Here is a 17,307-nt window from a genome sequence, read left to right on the forward strand (position 1 = left end):
CCGCACGACGCCCGGTGTGGCCCCCGGCGCGCCCGGCGCGATATGGATGGGTCATGAACAGCGACGGGGGAGCCCCGCAGGGGCGGTCGAACGAGCCCACCAGTTTTGAATTGCGACCACCCGGACCGCCGTGGTCCGCACCGGTCCCCGACAACCCGTACGCGACCCCCACCCAGGTGGTCGCCGCACCCGCCCCGCCCTCGACAGAACCCGGCACCGGGCGGCTGATCGGCGGCCGTTACCGGCTCCTCGGCCGGCTCGGGCACGGCGGCATGGGCACGGTATGGCGCGCCCATGACGAGACCGTGGACCGCGAAGTCGCCGTCAAGGAACCCAGCGTCCCGGACACACTTCCCGAACGCGAACGTTCGCACGCCTACGAGCGGATGCGCCGCGAGGCCCGCGCCGCCGCCCGCCTCGACCATCCCGCCGTGGTGAACGTCCATGACGTCGCCGTCGTCGACGGGCGGCCGTGGATCGTCATGGAGCTGGTGCGGGGCCGTTCGCTGGCCGGCGCGCTGGAGGAGGGCACCCTCGGCGCGCGGGAGGCGGCGCGGATCGGCCTGGAGGTGCTCGGCGCCCTGGAGGCGGCGCACGCGGCGGGCATCCTGCACCGGGACGTGAAGCCGGACAACGTCCTGCTCGGCGCGCACGGCCGGGTCGTCCTCACCGACTTCGGGATCGCGCAGATCGAGGGCGAGACGAGCCTGACCGACACCGGCGGCTTCGTCGGCTCGCCGGAGTACATCGCGCCGGAACGGGTGCTGGGCCAACGCCCGGGCCCCGCAAGCGACTTGTGGTCGCTCGGCGTGGTGCTCTACGCGGCGACGGAGGGCGTCTCGCCGTTCCGCCGCAGCAACACCCCGGCCACCCTCCAGTCCGTCCTCAACGCCACGCCCGCGCCGCCCGCCGCCGCGCCGGGACCGTTGGCCGAGGTGATCACCGGGCTGCTCCGGAAGGACCCGGCGCACCGGCCGGACGCGCCCCGGGTCCGGGCCCTGCTCGCCCAGGCCGCGAATCCGCCAACTCCCCTGCCCACACAGTCCGTTCCGTCCGTCCAGGTGATCCGGCAGGGCATCCGCCTCGGGCGCAGGGCGTGGCTCGGCGTCGGCGCGGTGGCCGTCGCGGCGGCGCTCACCGGGTACCTGATGGTGGCCGACCCGTTCGCGGGACCGCTGCCGGACGGCTGGACGGAGCGGGACCTCGGCACCGAGGCGGGGGTGTCGATCGGCATGCCCGAGGTGTTCGCCAAGGAGGAGATCACCGACTCCGATGGCACCGAGGCGCTGTACTCCGACCCGAGCGGGTCCGTGTGGATTCACGTCGACCGTGACATCAAGGCCGACGACACCAACGACCAGATCCCAAGTACCGCGCTGGAGGCGGCAGTCGAGGACTGGACGACTGTCAAGGGCGGCGCCTACAGCCGGAACATCGGGGCGAAGCCGGTGCCACGGGGCAAGCCGCAGGAGACCAGGTACCGGGACCGGGACGCCGGGGAGAACACCGTCCGCTACACCTCCGCCAGCTCCTCCGACCCCCGCCCGCGCGAGGCCCAGGCCCTCTACTACCGCGCGGGCAACGGCGACATGTACCGCCTGTGGATCGACTACCCCGGCCAGGGCTGGTTCACCGACCAGGGCCGCGACCTCGCGAAGACGGTCCGCGCGAACTGGGACGTCCACACCCTCTGACCCTCGCCAACGACGATGAGGGCAACGCCACTTGGGCGGAACCCCGGCCCCGGCTCCCGGGCGGGCTCGCGGCCGGGGCCGACCGGCCGGGCTCCCGGTGCCGGTCGCTCGGGCGGGCTCCGCCTACGGTCGGCGGGGCTGCCTGAGCCGCCCGAGGAGGGCCTTCGCCAGCGCGGTGCGGGCCACTCGGAGGGCGAAGCGCTTCCTGCCGTCGCCGTTCCCGCTCCCGCTGGACGCCGGTTTCGCGTACCAAGGCAGCGCGAGGCGGCGCCACTTGGCGGCCGGGAACCTGCTGGGCAGCGGCGGCAGCGGCAACGCCCATGCCCCGAGCCGGAGTTCGCCGCTCCAGGTGCCCGCGCTCAGCCCGGTGACGGGGACCCGGATGACGAAGCCGACCTCGCCGTCGCGCCGGGCGGGGAACGTCGCGGTGGTGCCGCGTCCGTTGTCGAGGACCGCGCTCAGGGCGCCGTCGGGGTAACTCCCCAGCGTGCAGAGCCCGTTGATCTCCAGCTCGGCGGCGGGGGCGTGGGCGGCCCAGCGGATGCCGTCGACGGTGAGGCTGGAGGGCACGGTGTGCTTGCGTTCGCCCAGGTCGAGGGTGAAGTTGCCGTGCGGCCTGGTGGTGTAGAGGGTGACGGCGCGCAGGGTGCCGTCGACGGGGACGACGTGGGTGCGGGTCGCGCCGGAGACATCGCCGGCCCGTCTGCTGCCGATCCGGGCCTCCTTGCCGACGCCCTGGGCGCCGACCGCGAGGGAGATGTCCCACAGCCCGTCGGTGAGGGGCGTCCCGTCGGCGGCGGTGGTGATGTCGACGCGCGCCTCGAACCCGGCCAGGTCGTAGGCGAATCGGCCCGCGTCCTCGTCGGCGCCGAGCTTCGGGGTCGGCGTGTGGGTGACCGGGAGGCGGAACTCGACGCCGGAGTCCCGCTCCCGCAGCACCAGTTCGGTGGTCACGTCGAACGTCTCGACCCGGTGCAGGTAGGCGTGCCCGGCCAAGTGCAACGTGGCGCCGATGAGTTGGGCCCGGGTGACATGGTGGCGGACGGTGAGCTGGTCGGTGACGTCGTAGCAGAGGTCGGGGACCGGGTGGGCCGGGTCGCGGAGGTAGGGGTAGCGGGCGTAGGCGCGGCCCGCGTCGATGAGGAGCGGGGTGGCGGCCTTGTCGCGCTGCGTCTCCTTCTCGAAGGCGACGACGTCGAGGAGTTCGTCGAGCTTGCGGTGGCGGACCAGGTGCAGCCGGAGCCGGGCCATCGCGGGGAGCCGGTCGTTCAGGCCGTCGTGCAGCAACGGTTCGATGGCGTCGGCGAGTTGGGCGAGCATCGCGTGCTGGGTGGCGCGCGGCTCGTGGACCAGCTGGCCGGCCAGGGTGTTCCAGACGTCGACGGTGAGATGCCGGTGGGCGAGGTGGTCGCGGCCGGGTCCCGGCGGCACGTGGTCCAGGATCAGGCCGATCACCCGGGGCAGGAACCGCACGCGGGGTTCCGAGCCTTTCAGGCGCCGGGTGATGTTGCCGCCGTCCTCGCGCTGCACCCAGTACAGGCAGTCGTAGTCGGCGACCACGGAAATGCCGTCGGCGTGGAGATAGGCGGCGCCGACGAAGAGTTGGTCCTCGCCGATCGGGAGATCCGTGGGGAAACGCAGGTGATGGCGTTCCAGTAATTCCCGGCGGAACAGTTTCATCGGGTTGAGCGTCCACCAGACACGGGACGAGAAGACATCGGTACGGGCCTGGTTCTTGCGGAACATCGAGGTGGGGGCGCCCCGTCCGCCGATACCGACGGTTCTGCCGAGCACGACGTCGGTGGAATGCCGTTCGGCGGCGGCGACCATGCGTTCCAGGGCCTGCGGACCGAGATAGTCGTCGGCGTCGAGAAAGAAGACATACGTCCCCTCGGCATGGTCGAGCCCGAGATTCCGGGGCGCCGAAGGACCGCCGGAGTTCTCCTGCCGTAAGACGCGCAGCAATGCGGGATAGAGCCCGGTGAGCCGCTCCAGTTCGAGCGGGGTGTCGTCGGTGGAACCGTCGTCCACGACGATGACCTCAAGGGCGTCCCGGCCGATGCTCTGTTCGGCGACGGAGGTCACGCAACGCGTCAGATAGGGCATCGCGTTGTATGCGGCGACAATCACCGAAACGCTGGGGGCGGGCATGGTCACGCTCTCCAATGGTTACCGTGCGCCCCCGTTTCCGGACCGTTCCGAAGCTCACGCGAACACCGATTCGGGCAACGTTTGCGTGGGGGAAGCCACATGGGGAGCTGCGAATTTAGCATGCGCGGGAGTTCCGTTCCGACCTCTACTGATAGTGAATGAAACTGACCCTTTCTTTCCGTCCCCTTACCCTTTACGTCATTGCAAGCCGGAATCGGATCGAACGTCACACCCCTTCATGACCCCGTTCCCGACCCCTTCCCCTGTTGCCTCCGACACCCACCCGTACCCCCACCGATCCCCGGATGTCCGCGCCGATCAGGGCATTCGGCGCCCGTGGCCCCTGTGCCGTGTGTGTGGTCGGTGAAGCCCGTTACCGACGGGTACCCAAAGATTCCGTCGCGGCATACCCTGCGCGTCATGACGGACTCGCAGGCCCCGGAACAGACCAGGACCAACCCCCTCGCCCCCGCACCGCAGGGTGTCCGCACCGCCGCCGACGTGGTCACCCCCGAGCTGGTCGCCCGGCTCACCAAGGGCGTGGTCGGCTCCGGGCGGACCGCCAACCACACCCCGTTCACCGGCGAGAAGCTGGCCGATCTGCCCGAGTCGACGCCCGCGGACGTCGAGAAGGCGTTCGACGCGGCCCGCCGGGCCCAGGCCGTCTGGGCGCGCACCCCGGTGGCGCGGCGCGCGGCCGTCCTGCTGCGCTTCCACGACCTGATCCTGGCCCGGCAGAGCGAGGTCCTCGACCTCATCCAGCTGGAGACGGGCAAGGCCAGGCTGCACGCCCACGAGGAGGTCCAGGCCGTCGCCGTCGCGGCCCGGCACTACGGCCGCAAGGCCCCCGCCTACCTACGGCCGAAGCGGCACGCCGGGGTGATGCCGACCCTGACGAAGGTCACCGAACTGCGCCACCCGCGCGGCGTCGTCGGCCAGATAGCTCCGTGGAACTACCCCCTTGAGCTGTCCGCCGGTGACGCGCTCCCCGCGTTCGCCGCGGGCAACGCGGTCGTCATGAAGCCCGACACCGGGACCTGTCTGACCGCCCTGTGGGCCCGTGACCTGCTCATCGAGGCCGGGTTGCCCGCCGACGTCCTTCAGATCGTCCTCGGCGACGGTCCCGTGATCGGCCCCGAGGTCGTCCGGCACGCCGACTACGTCTCGTTCACCGGCTCCACCCGCACCGGCCGCGAGGTCGCCCAGAGCGCGGGGGCCCGGCTGGTCGGCGTCTCCCTCGAACTCGGCGGCAAGAACGCCATGGTGGTCCTCGACGACGCCGACATCGAGAAGGCGGCGGCGGGCGCGATCCGCGCCTGCTTCTCCTCCGCCGGTCAAATCTGCGTCTCCATCGAGCGGTTGTACGTCCACGCGTCCATAGCCGACGCCTTCCTGGACCGCTTCGCCGCCCGCACCCGGGCCCTGCGGCTGGGCAACTCCCTCGCCTACGGCGCCGACATGGGCTCGCTGGTGGGCGAACGGCAACTGGCGACCGTCTCCCGGCACGTCGAGGAGGCCGTCGCCCACGGCGCGAAGGTCATTGCCGGAGGGGTCGCCCGCCCGGACATAGGCCCGTACTTCTACGAGCCGACCATACTCGACGGCGTCGACGCGTCCATGGCCGTGTGCGCCGAGGAGACCTTCGGACCGGTCGTCTCGATCTACCGCTTCCACACCGAGGACGAGGCCGTCGAGCACGCCAACTCCACGCCGTACGGCCTCAATTCGTCGGTGTGGACGCGCGACGGCCGACGCGGCGCCGCCCTCGCCGCCCGGCTGAGCACCGGCACGGTCAACATCAACGAGGGCTACGCCTCGGCCTACGGCAGCGTCCAGTCCCCGATGGGCGGCATGAAGGACTCGGGCCTCGGCCGCCGCCACGGCTCCGAGGGCATCCTCAAGTACACCGAGGCCCAGACGATCGCCCAGCAGCGACTGCTGCCCATGGGGCCGTCGTTGGGCATGGACGACGAGCAGTACGCGCGCCTGCTGAGCCGAAGTCTGCGCGCGATGAAGGCACTTCGGCTCAGGTAGGCCGTCGGCCCCGGGTCGGCCACCGGCGGCTCGCACGCACCACTCGATGAGGAGACCCCCCGTGTCCGAGGACACCTACGACTACGACGTCATCGTGGTCGGCTCCGGCTTCGGCGGCTCCGTGACCGCCCTGCGCCTGACCGAAAAGGGCTACCGGGTAGGCGTGTTGGAGGCGGGCCGCCGCTTCACCCGCGCGACCCTGCCCCGCAACTCCTGGGACCTGAAGAACTACCTCTGGGCGCCCAGGCTCGGCATGTACGGCATTCAGCGCATCCACCTGCTCGGCAACGTCATGGTCCTCGCCGGCGCGGGCGTGGGCGGCGGTTCCCTGAACTACGCCAACACCCTCTACGTGCCCCCGAAGCCGTTCTTCGACGACCCCCAGTGGCGTGACATCACCGACTGGCAGGCGGAGTTGACGCCGTACTACGACCAGGCCCGCCGCATGCTCGGCGTCCGGCTCAACCCGACGACGACCCCGTCCGACGTCCACCTGAAGGCGGCGGCCGACCGGATGGGCGTCGCCGACACCTTCCATCTCGCCCCGGTCGGCGTGTTCTTCGGTGACGGCGAGGACGCCGACGGCACGGTCACCGGCGCCCCCGGCGAGCAGGTGGCCGACCCGTACTTCGGCGGCGCGGGCCCGGACCGCAAGGCCTGCACCGAGTGCGGCGAGTGCATGACCGGCTGCCGGCACGGCGCGAAGAACACCCTCAACGAGAACTACCTCTACCTCGCCGAGCAGGCGGGCGCGGTCGTCCACCCGATGACCACGGTCGTGTCGCTCACGGACGACGCGCAGGGCGGGTACGCGATCACCACCCGGCCGACCGACGCCCGCCGCACCTCCAAACGCCGTGCCGCGAAAGGCAGTTCACCGAGGGGCCGCACCTTCACGGCCCGCCAGGTCGTCCTCGCGGCCGGCACCTACGGCACCCAGACCCTGCTGCACCGCATGAAGACGGGCCGCCAACTCCCGTACCTGTCCGACAGGTTGGGCGAGCTGACCCGGACCAACTCCGAGGCCCTGGTCGGCGCGCAGACCGACGACCGGCGCTACCGCAAGGTCACCGGCGAGGCGAAGGTCGACTTCACCCGCGGGGTCGCCATCACCTCGTCGATCCACCCGGACGAGAACACCCACATCGAGCCGGTCCGCTACGGCAAGGGCTCCAACTCGATGGGCGGCCTCTCCATCATGCAAGTCCCGTACGCCGAAGGGTCGTCGAGGGTGCTGGGCTGGCTGCGCGAGTCGGTCCGCCACCCGAGCCTCGTGCTGCGCTCGCTCTCCAACCGGCGTTGGTCCGAGCGCACGATCATCGGCCTCGTCATGCAGTCCCTGGACAACTCCCTGACGACGTACCTCAAACCCGACGGCATCGGCAAAGGCCTGCTCACCGCCCGGCAGGGCCACGGCGCCCCCAACCCCAAGCAGATCAGGGCCGCTTCAGAGGGTGCCGCCGCGATCGCCGCCGAGATCAACGGCTTCGCGGGCTCCAACGTCGGGGAGTTGATGGGCACCCCGCTCACCGCGCACTTCCTCGGCGGCTGCCCGATCGGCGCGTCCCGCGAGAGCGGCGTCATCGACCCCTACCACCGCCTCTACGGCCACCCCGGCATCTCCGTCGTCGACGGCTCGGCGGTCTCCGCCAACCTCGGCGTGAACCCCTCGCTGACGATCACCGCGCAGGCCGAGCGGGCGATGGCGTTCTGGCCCAACAAGGGCGAGAGCGACCCGCGTCCGGCGCAGGGAACGGCCTACCGGCGCATCGACCCGGTCGAGCCCCTGGCACCGGCGGTCCCGGCGGCGGCGTTCGGCGCCCTGAAACTGCCGTTCCTGGGGATACCGGCGGTGCCCCCGAAGAAGTGAACGCCCCTGACGGGAAAGGGAGTTCGCGCAAGCCGGGACGGGTTGCCCACAAGTGAGGCCGCGCCAAAGGAAGAAGGACCCGCGTCCCCCTCCGAACGCGGGTCCTTCTCCTGTCTCAGGGCGGCAACGGCCGTTGCCCCAGGGGCCGTTACGCGACGGCCGAGCCCTTGCGCCGACGCACGGCGAACACCGCACCGGCACCGGCGACGACCGCGACGCCGCCCACCAGGCCGATCATCGGCAGCGCGGAACCGGCGCCGGTCTCGGCCAGGCTGCCGGTGGCCGCCACCGGGCTGACCTCGGTGAGTTCCTTCGAACCGCCGGTCTGCGGCTTGGCGTCGTTCGGCTCACCGGCGTCGGAACCGGCGGCCAGGATGTCGAAGAAGTACAGCCAGCCGTTCGGGTCGTCGGCGATCCAGCACCCCTTGTCGTCCTGGTACTGGGCGAACCCGCCGGTCAGACCGAGGGAGTCGGGCACCTTGCCGCTCACGCTCAGCCGCAGCTGGTAGGAGACGGACGCGCCCGCGCCGAGCGAGAACGCCGTGAACGTGCCGCCCTCGCCCGCCGCGTCCGCGATCGTCTGCCAGGACTTGGACGCCTTGTCGAAGACCTGGACCTTGATCAGGCCCGAGTAGTCCTCCTCGGCGTCCCAGCCGATGGCCGCGACGCCGATCAGCGGTCTGATGTCCTTGATCTCCTCGTCGCCCTTGTTGGACACGTCGAAGGAGAACGCCGTCCAGCCACTGCCGGCGACGATCGTCTCGGGCAGCCCCGACAGGCCGCTGCGCAGCTTCTCGCTCAACCCGGCCGAGCTGTCGCCCTCTTCGTCGAGGCAGATGTCGGCGCCGTCACCGGGGGTGCTCGCACTGGGGCTCGGCGACGGGGAGTGGGACGCGGGGGCGCTGGAGGTCGGGGCCGGGGTGCTCTCGTCCGCGCCGGGCGTGCTCTCCTCGGCGGCCGGGGTGCTGTCGGCGGGAGCGGGCGTGCTGTCCTCGGGTGCCGGGCTGCTCTCCTCCTCCGCCGGGGTGCTGTCCTCGGGGGCGGGCGTGCTCTCCTCGGCGGCGGGGCTGCTCGCCGACGGGGTCGGGGTGGCGTCCGTGGCGAACGCCGCCGGGGCGGAGAGCAGGGCGAGCGGGGCCAGGACGGCGGTCGCTGCGGCAGCGGCCATGGCACGGCGAAGCTTCATGAAGACCTCGATGTCCGGCGCACCACGACACGGCGGTACGCACTCGGGAGGCCTCCGCGTGTGGGGCGCGGGTGGCCCTTGTTCGCCGTGTTGGATCTGTGAAGCCTGTGAAAGGTTGCATGCGAGTTGATGATTTCTTTATGTGACGCACGTCGCACCCGGGCCTGTGTATGAGGGGGAGGGCCACCCCTGGGCCGTACGGGTCGTACGGGCCATACAGGCCATACAGGCCATACAGGCCATACGGGTCGTACGGGTCGTACGGGGAGGGGCGGCGTCTGGCCGGTCGGTGCGGGAGTGGTGGGCGCATGCGAAGGGCCCCGCGGGCTGAGCCGCGGGGCCCTTCTCCGTCAGCACCGGCGTCAGGGCAACGCCGGTGCCCGGGGAGCGGCGCCGGGGGGTTGCGCCGCTGGTTCCGGATGTCTGAGGTGGTGCGCGCACCGGCGCCGATGGGTGCTGCGGCGAGGTGCGGATGAGCGCGGTACACGTCGGTGCTGTGCAAGTCGATGCTGTGCAAGTCGGCGGTGTGCGGCGGGACTTGGGGCCTGTACGCATCGTGCTGGATGGACCCCGGCTCCGCAACCGTTCGGCCGGAATTTGTGCATATTTGCAGGTTCCCGACGGTCGGCCCCGGGCGTCCCCGGAGCCGGCCGTTTCTCTTGGGTGACCGGGCTGCTGTCCCCTGCGGTCCGGTCACGACCCTGGAGCGAGGTCCCACGACACACGGCACGTTCCGTATGTCTCATCGCTCCAGCGAGCCACGCGTGGTTCTTTCGGGCCCGCCCCTGGCTGGCACGGACATCGGGACCAACGAAGCCGTTCGCGGGGCGGTCACGCGCCGTACGGGTGAGACGGGCCCCGAACTCAGATGCGACCACGGCACAGTTCGAGCAGCGTCATCGCGAGCGCGGTGCCCGGCCTGCCGAGCGCGTCGCTGTAGTGACCGAGCACCTCCATCTCGCGGGACAGATTCACGCGCCGGCCGCCGGAGGCGATCCGGGTGTCCTGGATCACGGCGGAAACGGCCGTCCGCTCCTGGATCAGACCGATGATCCGGTCGTCGAGCGCGTCGATCCGCTCCCGGGCGCCGGTGATCACCTCGGCGGCCTCGGGGGTCCGCGCGCCGGTCTTCTCGGCAGGCGTGATCCTCTCGGCGGGGGTCGCCGTCACGGTCGTTGTCGCCACGGTCGTCGGCTCCGCGGTCGTCGTCACGGTCGTGGTCGTCGGCACGGTCGTGGTCGTCGCGGCCGTTGTCGTCTCGGCGGTCTGCTCGGCTGTGGTGCTGGTCATGTCGGGGCTCCTCATCGGGGTCGTACGGGCTGTACCTGGGATGTCCGGGTGGTACGGGTCGTACGGGTCGGGTGGTGCCCCGGAGCGGCAGGACCCGGGAAAAACGACAGGCGCCCCGGGCCTTGTCGGCCCGGGGCGCCTGTCGAAGTCGCTTGGTGGTGTGCTCAAGCAGGACGACCATGGCAGCCGGCGGGCCGGGTGCCATAGGTAAAGAGGAAGGTCGTCTGCGTGAGCATGGCGGCCAGTATGCCACGGGACACCCGGCGCGGGATCGGCCTGTCCGACCGGCTCGGTAGAATCGGGAGACCCACCGCACCTCGCCCACCGCCGGAAGGCTCCCGTGTCACCAGCGTCCCCTCCTGCCGCCGCCCTCGACACCGTCCTGGTCGTCGACTTCGGCGCGCAGTACGCCCAGCTCATCGCCCGCCGCGTCCGTGAGGCCCGCGTCTACAGCGAGATCGTGCCGAGCACCATGCCGGTCGCGGAGATGCTCGCCAAGAAGCCGGCGGCGATCATCCTCTCCGGCGGCCCCTCGTCCGTGTACGAGAGCGGCGCCCCCACCGTCGACCGCGCGCTCTTCGAGGCCGGCGTCCCCGTCTTCGGCATGTGCTACGGCTTCCAGCTGATGGCGACGACGCTCGGTGGCACCGTCGACAACACCGGCGCCCGCGAGTACGGCCGCACCGACCTGCACGTCTCCCGCGCCTCGTCCACCCTCTTCGAGGGCACCCCGGACGAGCAGGCGGTCTGGATGTCGCACGGCGACGCCTGCTCCGCCGCCCCCGAGGGCTTCACCGTCACGGCCTCCACCGACGTCGTCCCGGTCGCCGCCTTCGAGAACGACGACAAGAAGCTGTACGGCGTCCAGTACCACCCCGAGGTCATGCACTCCACGCACGGCCAGCAGGTCCTGGAGCACTTCCTCTACCGCGGCGCCGGCCTCACCCCGTCCTGGACCACCGGGAACGTCATCGAGGAGCAGGTCGCCGCGATCCGCGAGCGGGTCGGCGACAAGCGCGCCATCTGCGGCCTGTCCGGCGGCGTCGACTCCGCCGTTGCCGCGGCCCTCGTCCAGAAGGCCATCGGCTCCCAGCTGACCTGCGTCTACGTCGACCACGGCCTGATGCGCAAGGGCGAGACCGAGCAGGTCCAGAAGGACTTCGTGGCCGCGACCGGCGTCCAGCTGGTCGTCGTCGACGCGGAGCAGCGCTTCCTCGACGCGCTCGCCGGGGTCTCCGACCCCGAGCAGAAGCGGAAGATCATCGGCCGCGAGTTCATCCGCGTCTTCGAGCAGGCGCAGGCCGACATCATCGCCGACGACGGGCCCGAGGTCGCCTTCCTGGTGCAGGGCACCCTCTACCCGGACGTCGTCGAGTCCGGCGGCGGCACCGGCACCGCCAACATCAAGTCCCACCACAACGTCGGCGGCCTCCCCGAGGACCTCGAATTCCAGCTGGTCGAGCCGCTGCGCCAGCTGTTCAAGGACGAGGTCCGGATGGTCGGCCAGGAACTCGGCCTGCCCGACGAGATCGTCCAGCGCCAGCCCTTCCCCGGCCCCGGCCTCGGCATCCGGATCGTCGGCGAGGTCACCAAGGAACGGCTCGACCTGCTCCGTGACGCCGACGCCATCGCCCGCGAGGAGCTGACCGCGGCCGGCCTCGACCGTGACATCTGGCAGTGCCCGGTGGTGCTCCTCGCCGACGTCCGCAGCGTCGGCGTCCAGGGCGACGGCCGTACCTACGGTCACCCGATCGTGCTGCGCCCGGTCTCCTCCGAGGACGCGATGACCGCCGACTGGTCGCGCCTTCCGTACGACGTCCTCGGCAAGATCTCCACCCGGATCACCAACGAGGTGCGCGACGTCAACCGCGTCGTCCTCGACATCACCTCGAAGCCGCCGGGCACCATCGAGTGGGAGTGATCGAGTGGGAGTAGCGGCTGCGGGGGGCCTTGCGGGCGTGGGGTGCCTGCGGGAGCAGACAGGGAAGTAGAGGTAGGGAAGTAGAGGTAGGGAGGACGGGGTGGGACGGCTTCTGCTGTTCCACCTCTTTTCTGCCGTGCGGCACCCTCTCTTTTTTGCCGTGCGGCACCACCCTTCAGCTTCTTTGTGCGGCACCCTTCAGCACCGGGGCCATGTCCCTCGGCCGCGCTCGCCACTTCGGGTACCGGCGTCATCTTTACGGCACAGAGCTGTTCTCCCGCGCTGACCGACGGTAACTTCCGCCCCCTAGACCCACCCCAGTGCCGGAGGACCACATGCACGGGCCGAAGCCACCGCTGCCGCTGCCCACGGACCAGTTGCAGTTCGCGATGCCGCCGATGCACGACTCGCTCGACGACGAGCGGCGACACCGCAAGGAACGGCTCGCCGGTGCCCTGCGGATCTTCGGCCGACTCGGCTTCGAGGACGGTGTCTCCGGGCACATCACCGCCCGCGACCCCGAGTTCAGCGACTGCTTCTGGGTCAATCCGTTCGGCCTGCCGTTCAAGCACGTCACCGTGAGCGACCTCGTGCTCGCCAACTCCGACGGGCAGGTCATCGAGGGGCGCTACCACGTCAACCAGGCCGCGTTCACCGTGCACGCCCAGGTGCATGCCGCCCGGCCCGACGTCGTCGCCGTCGCGCACTGCCACTCCGTGCACGGGCGTGCCCTGTCCGCCCTCGGTGACCTCCTCGACCCCATCACGCAGGAGAGCTGCGCCTTCTACGAGGACCACGCCCTGTACAACGCGTACACCGGCGTCGCCATCGACGCCGACGAAGGGCGGCGGATCGCCACCGCGCTCGGGTCCCGCAAGGCGCTCGTGCTGCGCAACCACGGGCTGCTCACCGTCGGCGACTCCGTCGACGCCGCCGCCTGGTGGTTCCTGTCCATGGAACGTTCCGCGCAGGTCCAGCTCACGGCCAAGGCCGCCGGGCGGCCCCTCCTCATCGACCACAAACTCGCCGTCGCCACCCGGGAACAGCTCGGCGGCGACCTCGTCGGCTGGATCAACTACCAGCCCATCTGGAGAGACGTGAGCCGAAGCGAACCCGACCTGCTCTCTTGAGGGGAGGAGAGGGGAGAGGGGAGGGGGTAGGGGGAAGTGAGAGGAGAGGGGTTAGGGGGAGGGGGTAGAGGGAGAGTGCGCGGGTGGGTGGGTGGTGGAGGGGTTGGGTGCTTCTTCTGGTTTTTTAGAAGTCTCTTAGTACCGCTGCCTTCGTCATCGCGAACTCCTCGTCCGTGAGCACCCCTTCCTTGTGCAGCTCCCCCAACTCCCGCAACCTGCGCAGGAGCAGGTCATGGTGATCGGTCTGTCTCGGCACCGTCGACGCCGGTCTCGTTCCCTCACCCTTGGCCTCGGGCAACCGCGTCGACGGGTGCGGCAACCTCGCCGTCACCGCCGTCGCCACCAGTGCCGTGAGCAGATCCCTGCGTGCGCTGTACCAGAGGTTCAGGGTGAACGGGTCCTTGGCCGGCGGCAGCTTCGAGAACGCCGTCTCCCGGGTCACGAAACGCAGGTAGCCGTCCTCGTGACTGACGTTGGGCAGCCACTCGACCTGGACCAGCTCGGTGAGCGGCACGACCCTCGGGCCTGTCGCCCGCTTGATCCGGTCCGAGGTGTCCGCCCAGTCGATCCGCACGTGCAGTCCGTCGAACGACACCGTGCCGTCCGAGCACCGCACCGACACCGGTACCGGTGGGCCCGCCAACAGGTACGTCGACGTCGGGGCCGTCGGGATCTGGTCCAGCAGCAGGGCCTGGCGGATCTCCTCGGCCATGTACTCGGCCGACCCCGAACGGTCCGTCTCCACCAGTAGGCGGTACGGGTCCGCCCGGTCGGGGAGGCGTCCGCCCGTCGCCTGGAGCAGCGGGTCGGCGCCCTCTCTGAGCCTCAACCGCAGCCGACCTCGCCTGCGTTCGGGCTCGAACGTCACGCCCGCCACCGCTTCCAGAGGTACGGCAACCTCTCCGTACGTCTGTCGGAACAGGGGGACGGAACGGTGCAGGCCCGGTGTGATCCTGATCGTCGTGCCGTCGAAGGCCCAGGTTCCGTCGCGCTGGGTGAGCTCGGCCATGGGGGAATTCTCGCAGCCGGACGCTCACGCTGGGTGTGGGTGTGGGTGTGGGTGTGGGTGTGGGTGTGGGTGCGGGTGTGGGCCTCGGCGTGCGCGCCTGGTGGTGGGTGCCGGGGGTGCCGGGGGTGCCGGGGGTGCCGGGGGTGCCGGGGGGTGTGGGGGTGTCGGGGGGGGGGGGGGGGGGGGGGGGGGGGGGGGGGGGGGGGGGGGGGGGGGGGGGGGGGGGGGGGGGGGGGGGGGCGGGGCGGGGGTGCGGCGAATCCGCCGCCTCTCGGGCCCTTGGGTTGGTTTTTTGGTGGGGTTGGGTGGTGGCTGGCTAAGCGGCGGATTTTCGCCGCACCCCCGCGACCCGCTCCCGTTTCGTCTTCGGCCGACCGCCGGGGGCCATTCCGCGGGGGCCGACCGGAGGGGCGTCGACGGCTGTGTGTCAACGGCGGGGCGTCAATCGCCGTGGTGCTAATGGGTGGGAGCGCCGATAGGGGGAGCGCCAGGGGGGGAGCGCCGAAGGGGTGGAGGGGGCTTGTCTGTGGGGGGCTGCCTGTGGTGGGTGGGGGCTTGGCTGGCGGGGGTGGTGGGGCTTGCTTGTGGGGTGGTGGGGGAGGAGGGAGTGGTGGCTGGCGGGGGTGGTGGGGTGGGTGGTCTCCGGACAAAGTTTGGTGGGGGTGAGCGGGGGTGGTGTTGCTTACGTATCGTTTTTGAGGGGGTCGGTACTGCGGGTGAGAGGCGGCTGTTGTGACGCATGGCATTCGTACGGATTCGGGGTCCCCTTCTTCCGGTGGCGGGCGGGCTGGGGTGCGGGAGATCGCTGCTCGGTACGCGTTGGTTCCGTTGCGGATCTTTCTCGGGGTCACCTTTATTTACGCGGGGTTGGACAAGGTGACGGACAGCGCGTTTCTCAAGGGGTCCGGGGCCGGGTCGATCGGGGAGACCATGCGGGCTGTGCGGGACTCGTCGGCGATTCCCGCGTTGGTGGACCTGGCGCTGAAGAACCCGGTCGGGTTCGGGTACGCCATCGCGTTCGGTGAGGTGGCTGTCGGGATCGGGACGTTGATCGGGCTGCTGGCGCGGCTGGCCGCGTTGGGTGGGGCGTTGATCTCGTTGAGTCTCTGGCTGACGGTGAGTTGGGCCTCCGATCCCTACTACTACGGCAATGACCTCGCCTATTTGATGGCCTGGCTTCCGTTGGTGCTGGCGGGTGCGGCTGTCTTCTCGTTGGACGCCTTGATCAGGGGGCGGCGGGGCGGCGGGAGTTCTCAGTAGCGGGGGTGTCCTTGGTGGCGTCCTTGATGTCCAAGGTGTCCTTGGTGGTCGGTGGGGTTGGGGTGTTGGGGTGAGTGGGGTGGGTGGGTGTTGCGGCGGATGGTTTGTGTGATGGCCGTTGTTGCGCCGGCCAGGCAGAGGCCTCCTATGACGATCGGGATGATCGCGAACCAGGGGGTCTCCCAGAGGCCTCCCGCGTCGCCCACGAAGGTGACACCCGCCAGGGCGAAGGCGAGGCCCGCCACCAGCTTTCCGGGCTGGAACTCATGACGAAGCACGGGCCACCTCCGCCTGGCCGAGGCCTACCTCCAGGGTGAGGTCGAGGGTGCCGGTGCTCTGGTCGGGTCTCAGGGTCACGTTCCTGTGCTTGCCGGGTGCCACGTCCACGTCTCTTCTGTCGTCGCCCGGGAGTTGGATGTCGCCCGCGCCCACGTCGATGGTCAGTTTCAGGGTGGCGTTCTTCGGGGCGATGATCCGCAGTCGGCCCAGGCCCACCGAGGCTCTCGACGTCACCGTCCGGCCCTTGGTCAGGTCGAGGTGGCTCAGATCCAGGGTGCCGACGCCGGTGCCGAGCCCGTAGGCCGAGCGGACGTCGGCCACCGTGGCGGGCTGCCAGGTGGCGCGTATCCAGTGGGCGTCGATGTCCTTGGGGAGCAGGGACACCGTGGCCATCAGGGCCGCCGTGAGCACCGCGAGGAGGACCGAACCGGCGCCGGTGCGGCCCAGGAACGCGCTCACCGCGATGCCCAGACCGAGGACGACCAGGGCACAGGCCAGGCCGGCCTGGAGGCTGGTGGTGAGCGGGTGGCCGTCCCAGGCGGCCCGGGTGCCGACGGCGCCGGCGACGAGCGCGAGCAGGAACACCCAGCCGCCGATCCAGCGGGGGCCGCGCGGCGTCGGTGCCGGGGGGCTCGGGTCGGGGAGGTGGGCGGTGGTGCGCCAGGACGGGGCCAGGCCGACGTCGAGCAGGTCCGTGAGGCCACGGCCGCCGGAACCAGGGCCCCAGAGGTAACCGGTGGCTCCGTGGTGGCCGCCGTCCTTGACGATCGGGTCGCGCCACCAGGACGGATGGATGCCAGGGACCGGCGGGGCCTGGGCCTCCGGCGGGGCGTCCGCGGCGGCCTGCGCGGCCAGCGGATCGGGGTCGGGGGCGCCGCGCTGCCGCGACCAGTACCCCGCGCCCGCGAGAAGAAGGGAGAGGACCACGGCGAACGCCAGCACGTCGCCGTTGCCCAGCATCGACAGGAACACCCCGCAGCCGACCAGCATGAACAGCACCGCGGTCAGTGCCTGGCCGTCGACGCGGCCGGTGAGGAGCTTGCGCAGCTCGTTCTTCTCCTCGCCCTCGTACGGGACGAGGAGCCAGGCGAAGCCGTAGAAGATCAGGCCGAGACCGCCGGTCGCGGAGAGGACCGCGAGGGTGATGCGGAAGATGACCGGGTCCATGTCGCATTGGCGGCCGAGGCCCGAGCAGACGCCCGCGAGCACCTTGTGCCGCTGGTCGCGGCGGAGGGTGGAGGGCGGCTGCGGCGGGTGGGCCGGGGCCGGGTCGGACAGGTGCGACGGGGCTGGGTCGGGCGGGGTGTCCGAGGCGGGCGCGGCCTTCTGCGGTCCGGCGCCCTGGACGGGGCGCGGGCCGGAGGCGGGCTGCGGACCCGTCGTGGCGCGCTCGTGATCTGTCATGGGTCCATGGTGCCGGGCGGGGCGGCTCGGGGGGAGCCGGGATGACCCTGGCCGAACCCTGAGATCGACCCTGAGACGG

At 71.0% G+C, this 17,307-nt stretch carries 11 protein-coding genes; 6 read left to right on the top strand and 5 right to left on the bottom strand.

The window, feature by feature from the left end:
* Positions 1–53 precede the first annotated feature (53 nt).
* Complete coding sequence (locus tag ACIQOU_RS22135) at positions 54–1,694, top strand: serine/threonine-protein kinase (protein ID WP_401538497.1); 1,641 nt, start codon at positions 54–56, stop codon at positions 1,692–1,694.
* Between the two features lie 123 nt (positions 1,695–1,817).
* Here the strand turns inward: ACIQOU_RS22135 and ACIQOU_RS22140 are convergent, their stop codons facing one another.
* Positions 1,818–3,845, bottom strand: coding sequence for a glycosyltransferase (locus ACIQOU_RS22140; RefSeq protein WP_401538498.1), 2,028 nt, complete (start codon positions 3,843–3,845; stop codon positions 1,818–1,820).
* Positions 3,846–4,265: 420 nt separating this feature from the next.
* Here ACIQOU_RS22140 and ACIQOU_RS22145 point away from each other — a divergent pair, with 420 nt between their 5' ends.
* Complete coding sequence (locus ACIQOU_RS22145; RefSeq protein ID WP_401538499.1) at positions 4,266–5,879, top strand: succinic semialdehyde dehydrogenase; 1,614 nt, start codon at positions 4,266–4,268, stop codon at positions 5,877–5,879.
* A 61-nt stretch (positions 5,880–5,940) separates the two neighbouring features.
* Entirely contained in the window at positions 5,941–7,749 is a 1,809-nt protein-coding gene (locus tag ACIQOU_RS22150; protein ID WP_401538500.1) for a GMC oxidoreductase, read from the top strand.
* Positions 7,750–7,897: 148 nt separating this feature from the next.
* Here the strand turns inward: ACIQOU_RS22150 and ACIQOU_RS22155 are convergent, their stop codons facing one another.
* A complete protein-coding gene (locus ACIQOU_RS22155; protein ID WP_401538501.1) occupies positions 7,898–8,935 on the bottom strand; it encodes an LPXTG cell wall anchor domain-containing protein in 1,038 nt (345 codons plus the stop codon).
* Between the two features lie 864 nt (positions 8,936–9,799).
* Positions 9,800–10,225 carry a chorismate mutase gene (locus ACIQOU_RS22160; protein WP_401538502.1) on the bottom strand — a complete coding sequence of 142 codons (426 nt, stop codon included), beginning with the start codon at positions 10,223–10,225 and terminating at the stop codon, positions 9,800–9,802.
* Positions 10,226–10,565: 340 nt separating this feature from the next.
* Here ACIQOU_RS22160 and guaA point away from each other — a divergent pair, with 340 nt between their 5' ends.
* Positions 10,566–12,146 carry a glutamine-hydrolyzing GMP synthase gene (guaA, locus tag ACIQOU_RS22165; protein ID WP_401538503.1) on the top strand — a complete coding sequence of 527 codons (1,581 nt, stop codon included), beginning with the start codon at positions 10,566–10,568 and terminating at the stop codon, positions 12,144–12,146.
* Between the two features lie 335 nt (positions 12,147–12,481).
* Positions 12,482–13,276 (top strand): class II aldolase/adducin family protein, encoded by a 795-nt coding sequence (locus ACIQOU_RS22170; RefSeq protein WP_401538504.1) that lies wholly within the window; start codon positions 12,482–12,484, stop codon positions 13,274–13,276.
* Between the two features lie 124 nt (positions 13,277–13,400).
* On the opposite strand, the gene ACIQOU_RS22175 is transcribed toward ACIQOU_RS22170, so the two are convergent.
* On the bottom strand, positions 13,401–14,285 hold the full coding sequence (locus ACIQOU_RS22175; RefSeq protein WP_401538505.1) for a DUF4429 domain-containing protein: 885 nt from the start codon (positions 14,283–14,285) through the stop codon (positions 13,401–13,403).
* 732 nt (positions 14,286–15,017) lie between these two features.
* Between ACIQOU_RS22175 and ACIQOU_RS22180 the strand changes: the two genes are divergently transcribed.
* The gene (locus tag ACIQOU_RS22180) at positions 15,018–15,545 is read left to right on the top strand and encodes a DoxX family protein (protein WP_401538506.1); all 528 of its coding nucleotides are present in this window, start codon (positions 15,018–15,020) and stop codon (positions 15,543–15,545) included.
* A gap of 264 nt (positions 15,546–15,809) precedes the next feature.
* Here ACIQOU_RS22180 and ACIQOU_RS22185 read toward each other — a convergent pair whose 3' ends face one another.
* On the bottom strand, positions 15,810–17,228 hold the full coding sequence (locus ACIQOU_RS22185; RefSeq protein WP_401538507.1) for a PspC domain-containing protein: 1,419 nt from the start codon (positions 17,226–17,228) through the stop codon (positions 15,810–15,812).
* Positions 17,229–17,307: the final 79 nt, after the last annotated feature.

This window comes from Streptomyces sp. NPDC091279 (assembly GCF_044757465.1).
GTDB lineage: Bacteria > Actinomycetota > Actinomycetes > Streptomycetales > Streptomycetaceae > Streptomyces.

Coding starts and splice junctions, on each gene's coding strand:
- ACIQOU_RS22135 (WP_401538497.1), top strand. CDS start 54: ATGAACAGCGACGGGGGAGCCCCGCAGGGGCGGTCGAACGAGCCCACC.
- ACIQOU_RS22140 (WP_401538498.1), bottom strand. CDS start 3,845: ATGCCCGCCCCCAGCGTTTCGGTGATTGTCGCCGCATACAACGCGATG.
- ACIQOU_RS22145 (WP_401538499.1), top strand. CDS start 4,266: ATGACGGACTCGCAGGCCCCGGAACAGACCAGGACCAACCCCCTCGCC.
- ACIQOU_RS22155 (WP_401538501.1), bottom strand. CDS start 8,935: ATGAAGCTTCGCCGTGCCATGGCCGCTGCCGCAGCGACCGCCGTCCTG.
- ACIQOU_RS22160 (WP_401538502.1), bottom strand. CDS start 10,225: ATGACCAGCACCACAGCCGAGCAGACCGCCGAGACGACAACGGCCGCG.
- ACIQOU_RS22170 (WP_401538504.1), top strand. CDS start 12,482: ATGCACGGGCCGAAGCCACCGCTGCCGCTGCCCACGGACCAGTTGCAG.
- ACIQOU_RS22175 (WP_401538505.1), bottom strand. CDS start 14,285: ATGGCCGAGCTCACCCAGCGCGACGGAACCTGGGCCTTCGACGGCACG.
- ACIQOU_RS22185 (WP_401538507.1), bottom strand. CDS start 17,228: ATGACAGATCACGAGCGCGCCACGACGGGTCCGCAGCCCGCCTCCGGC.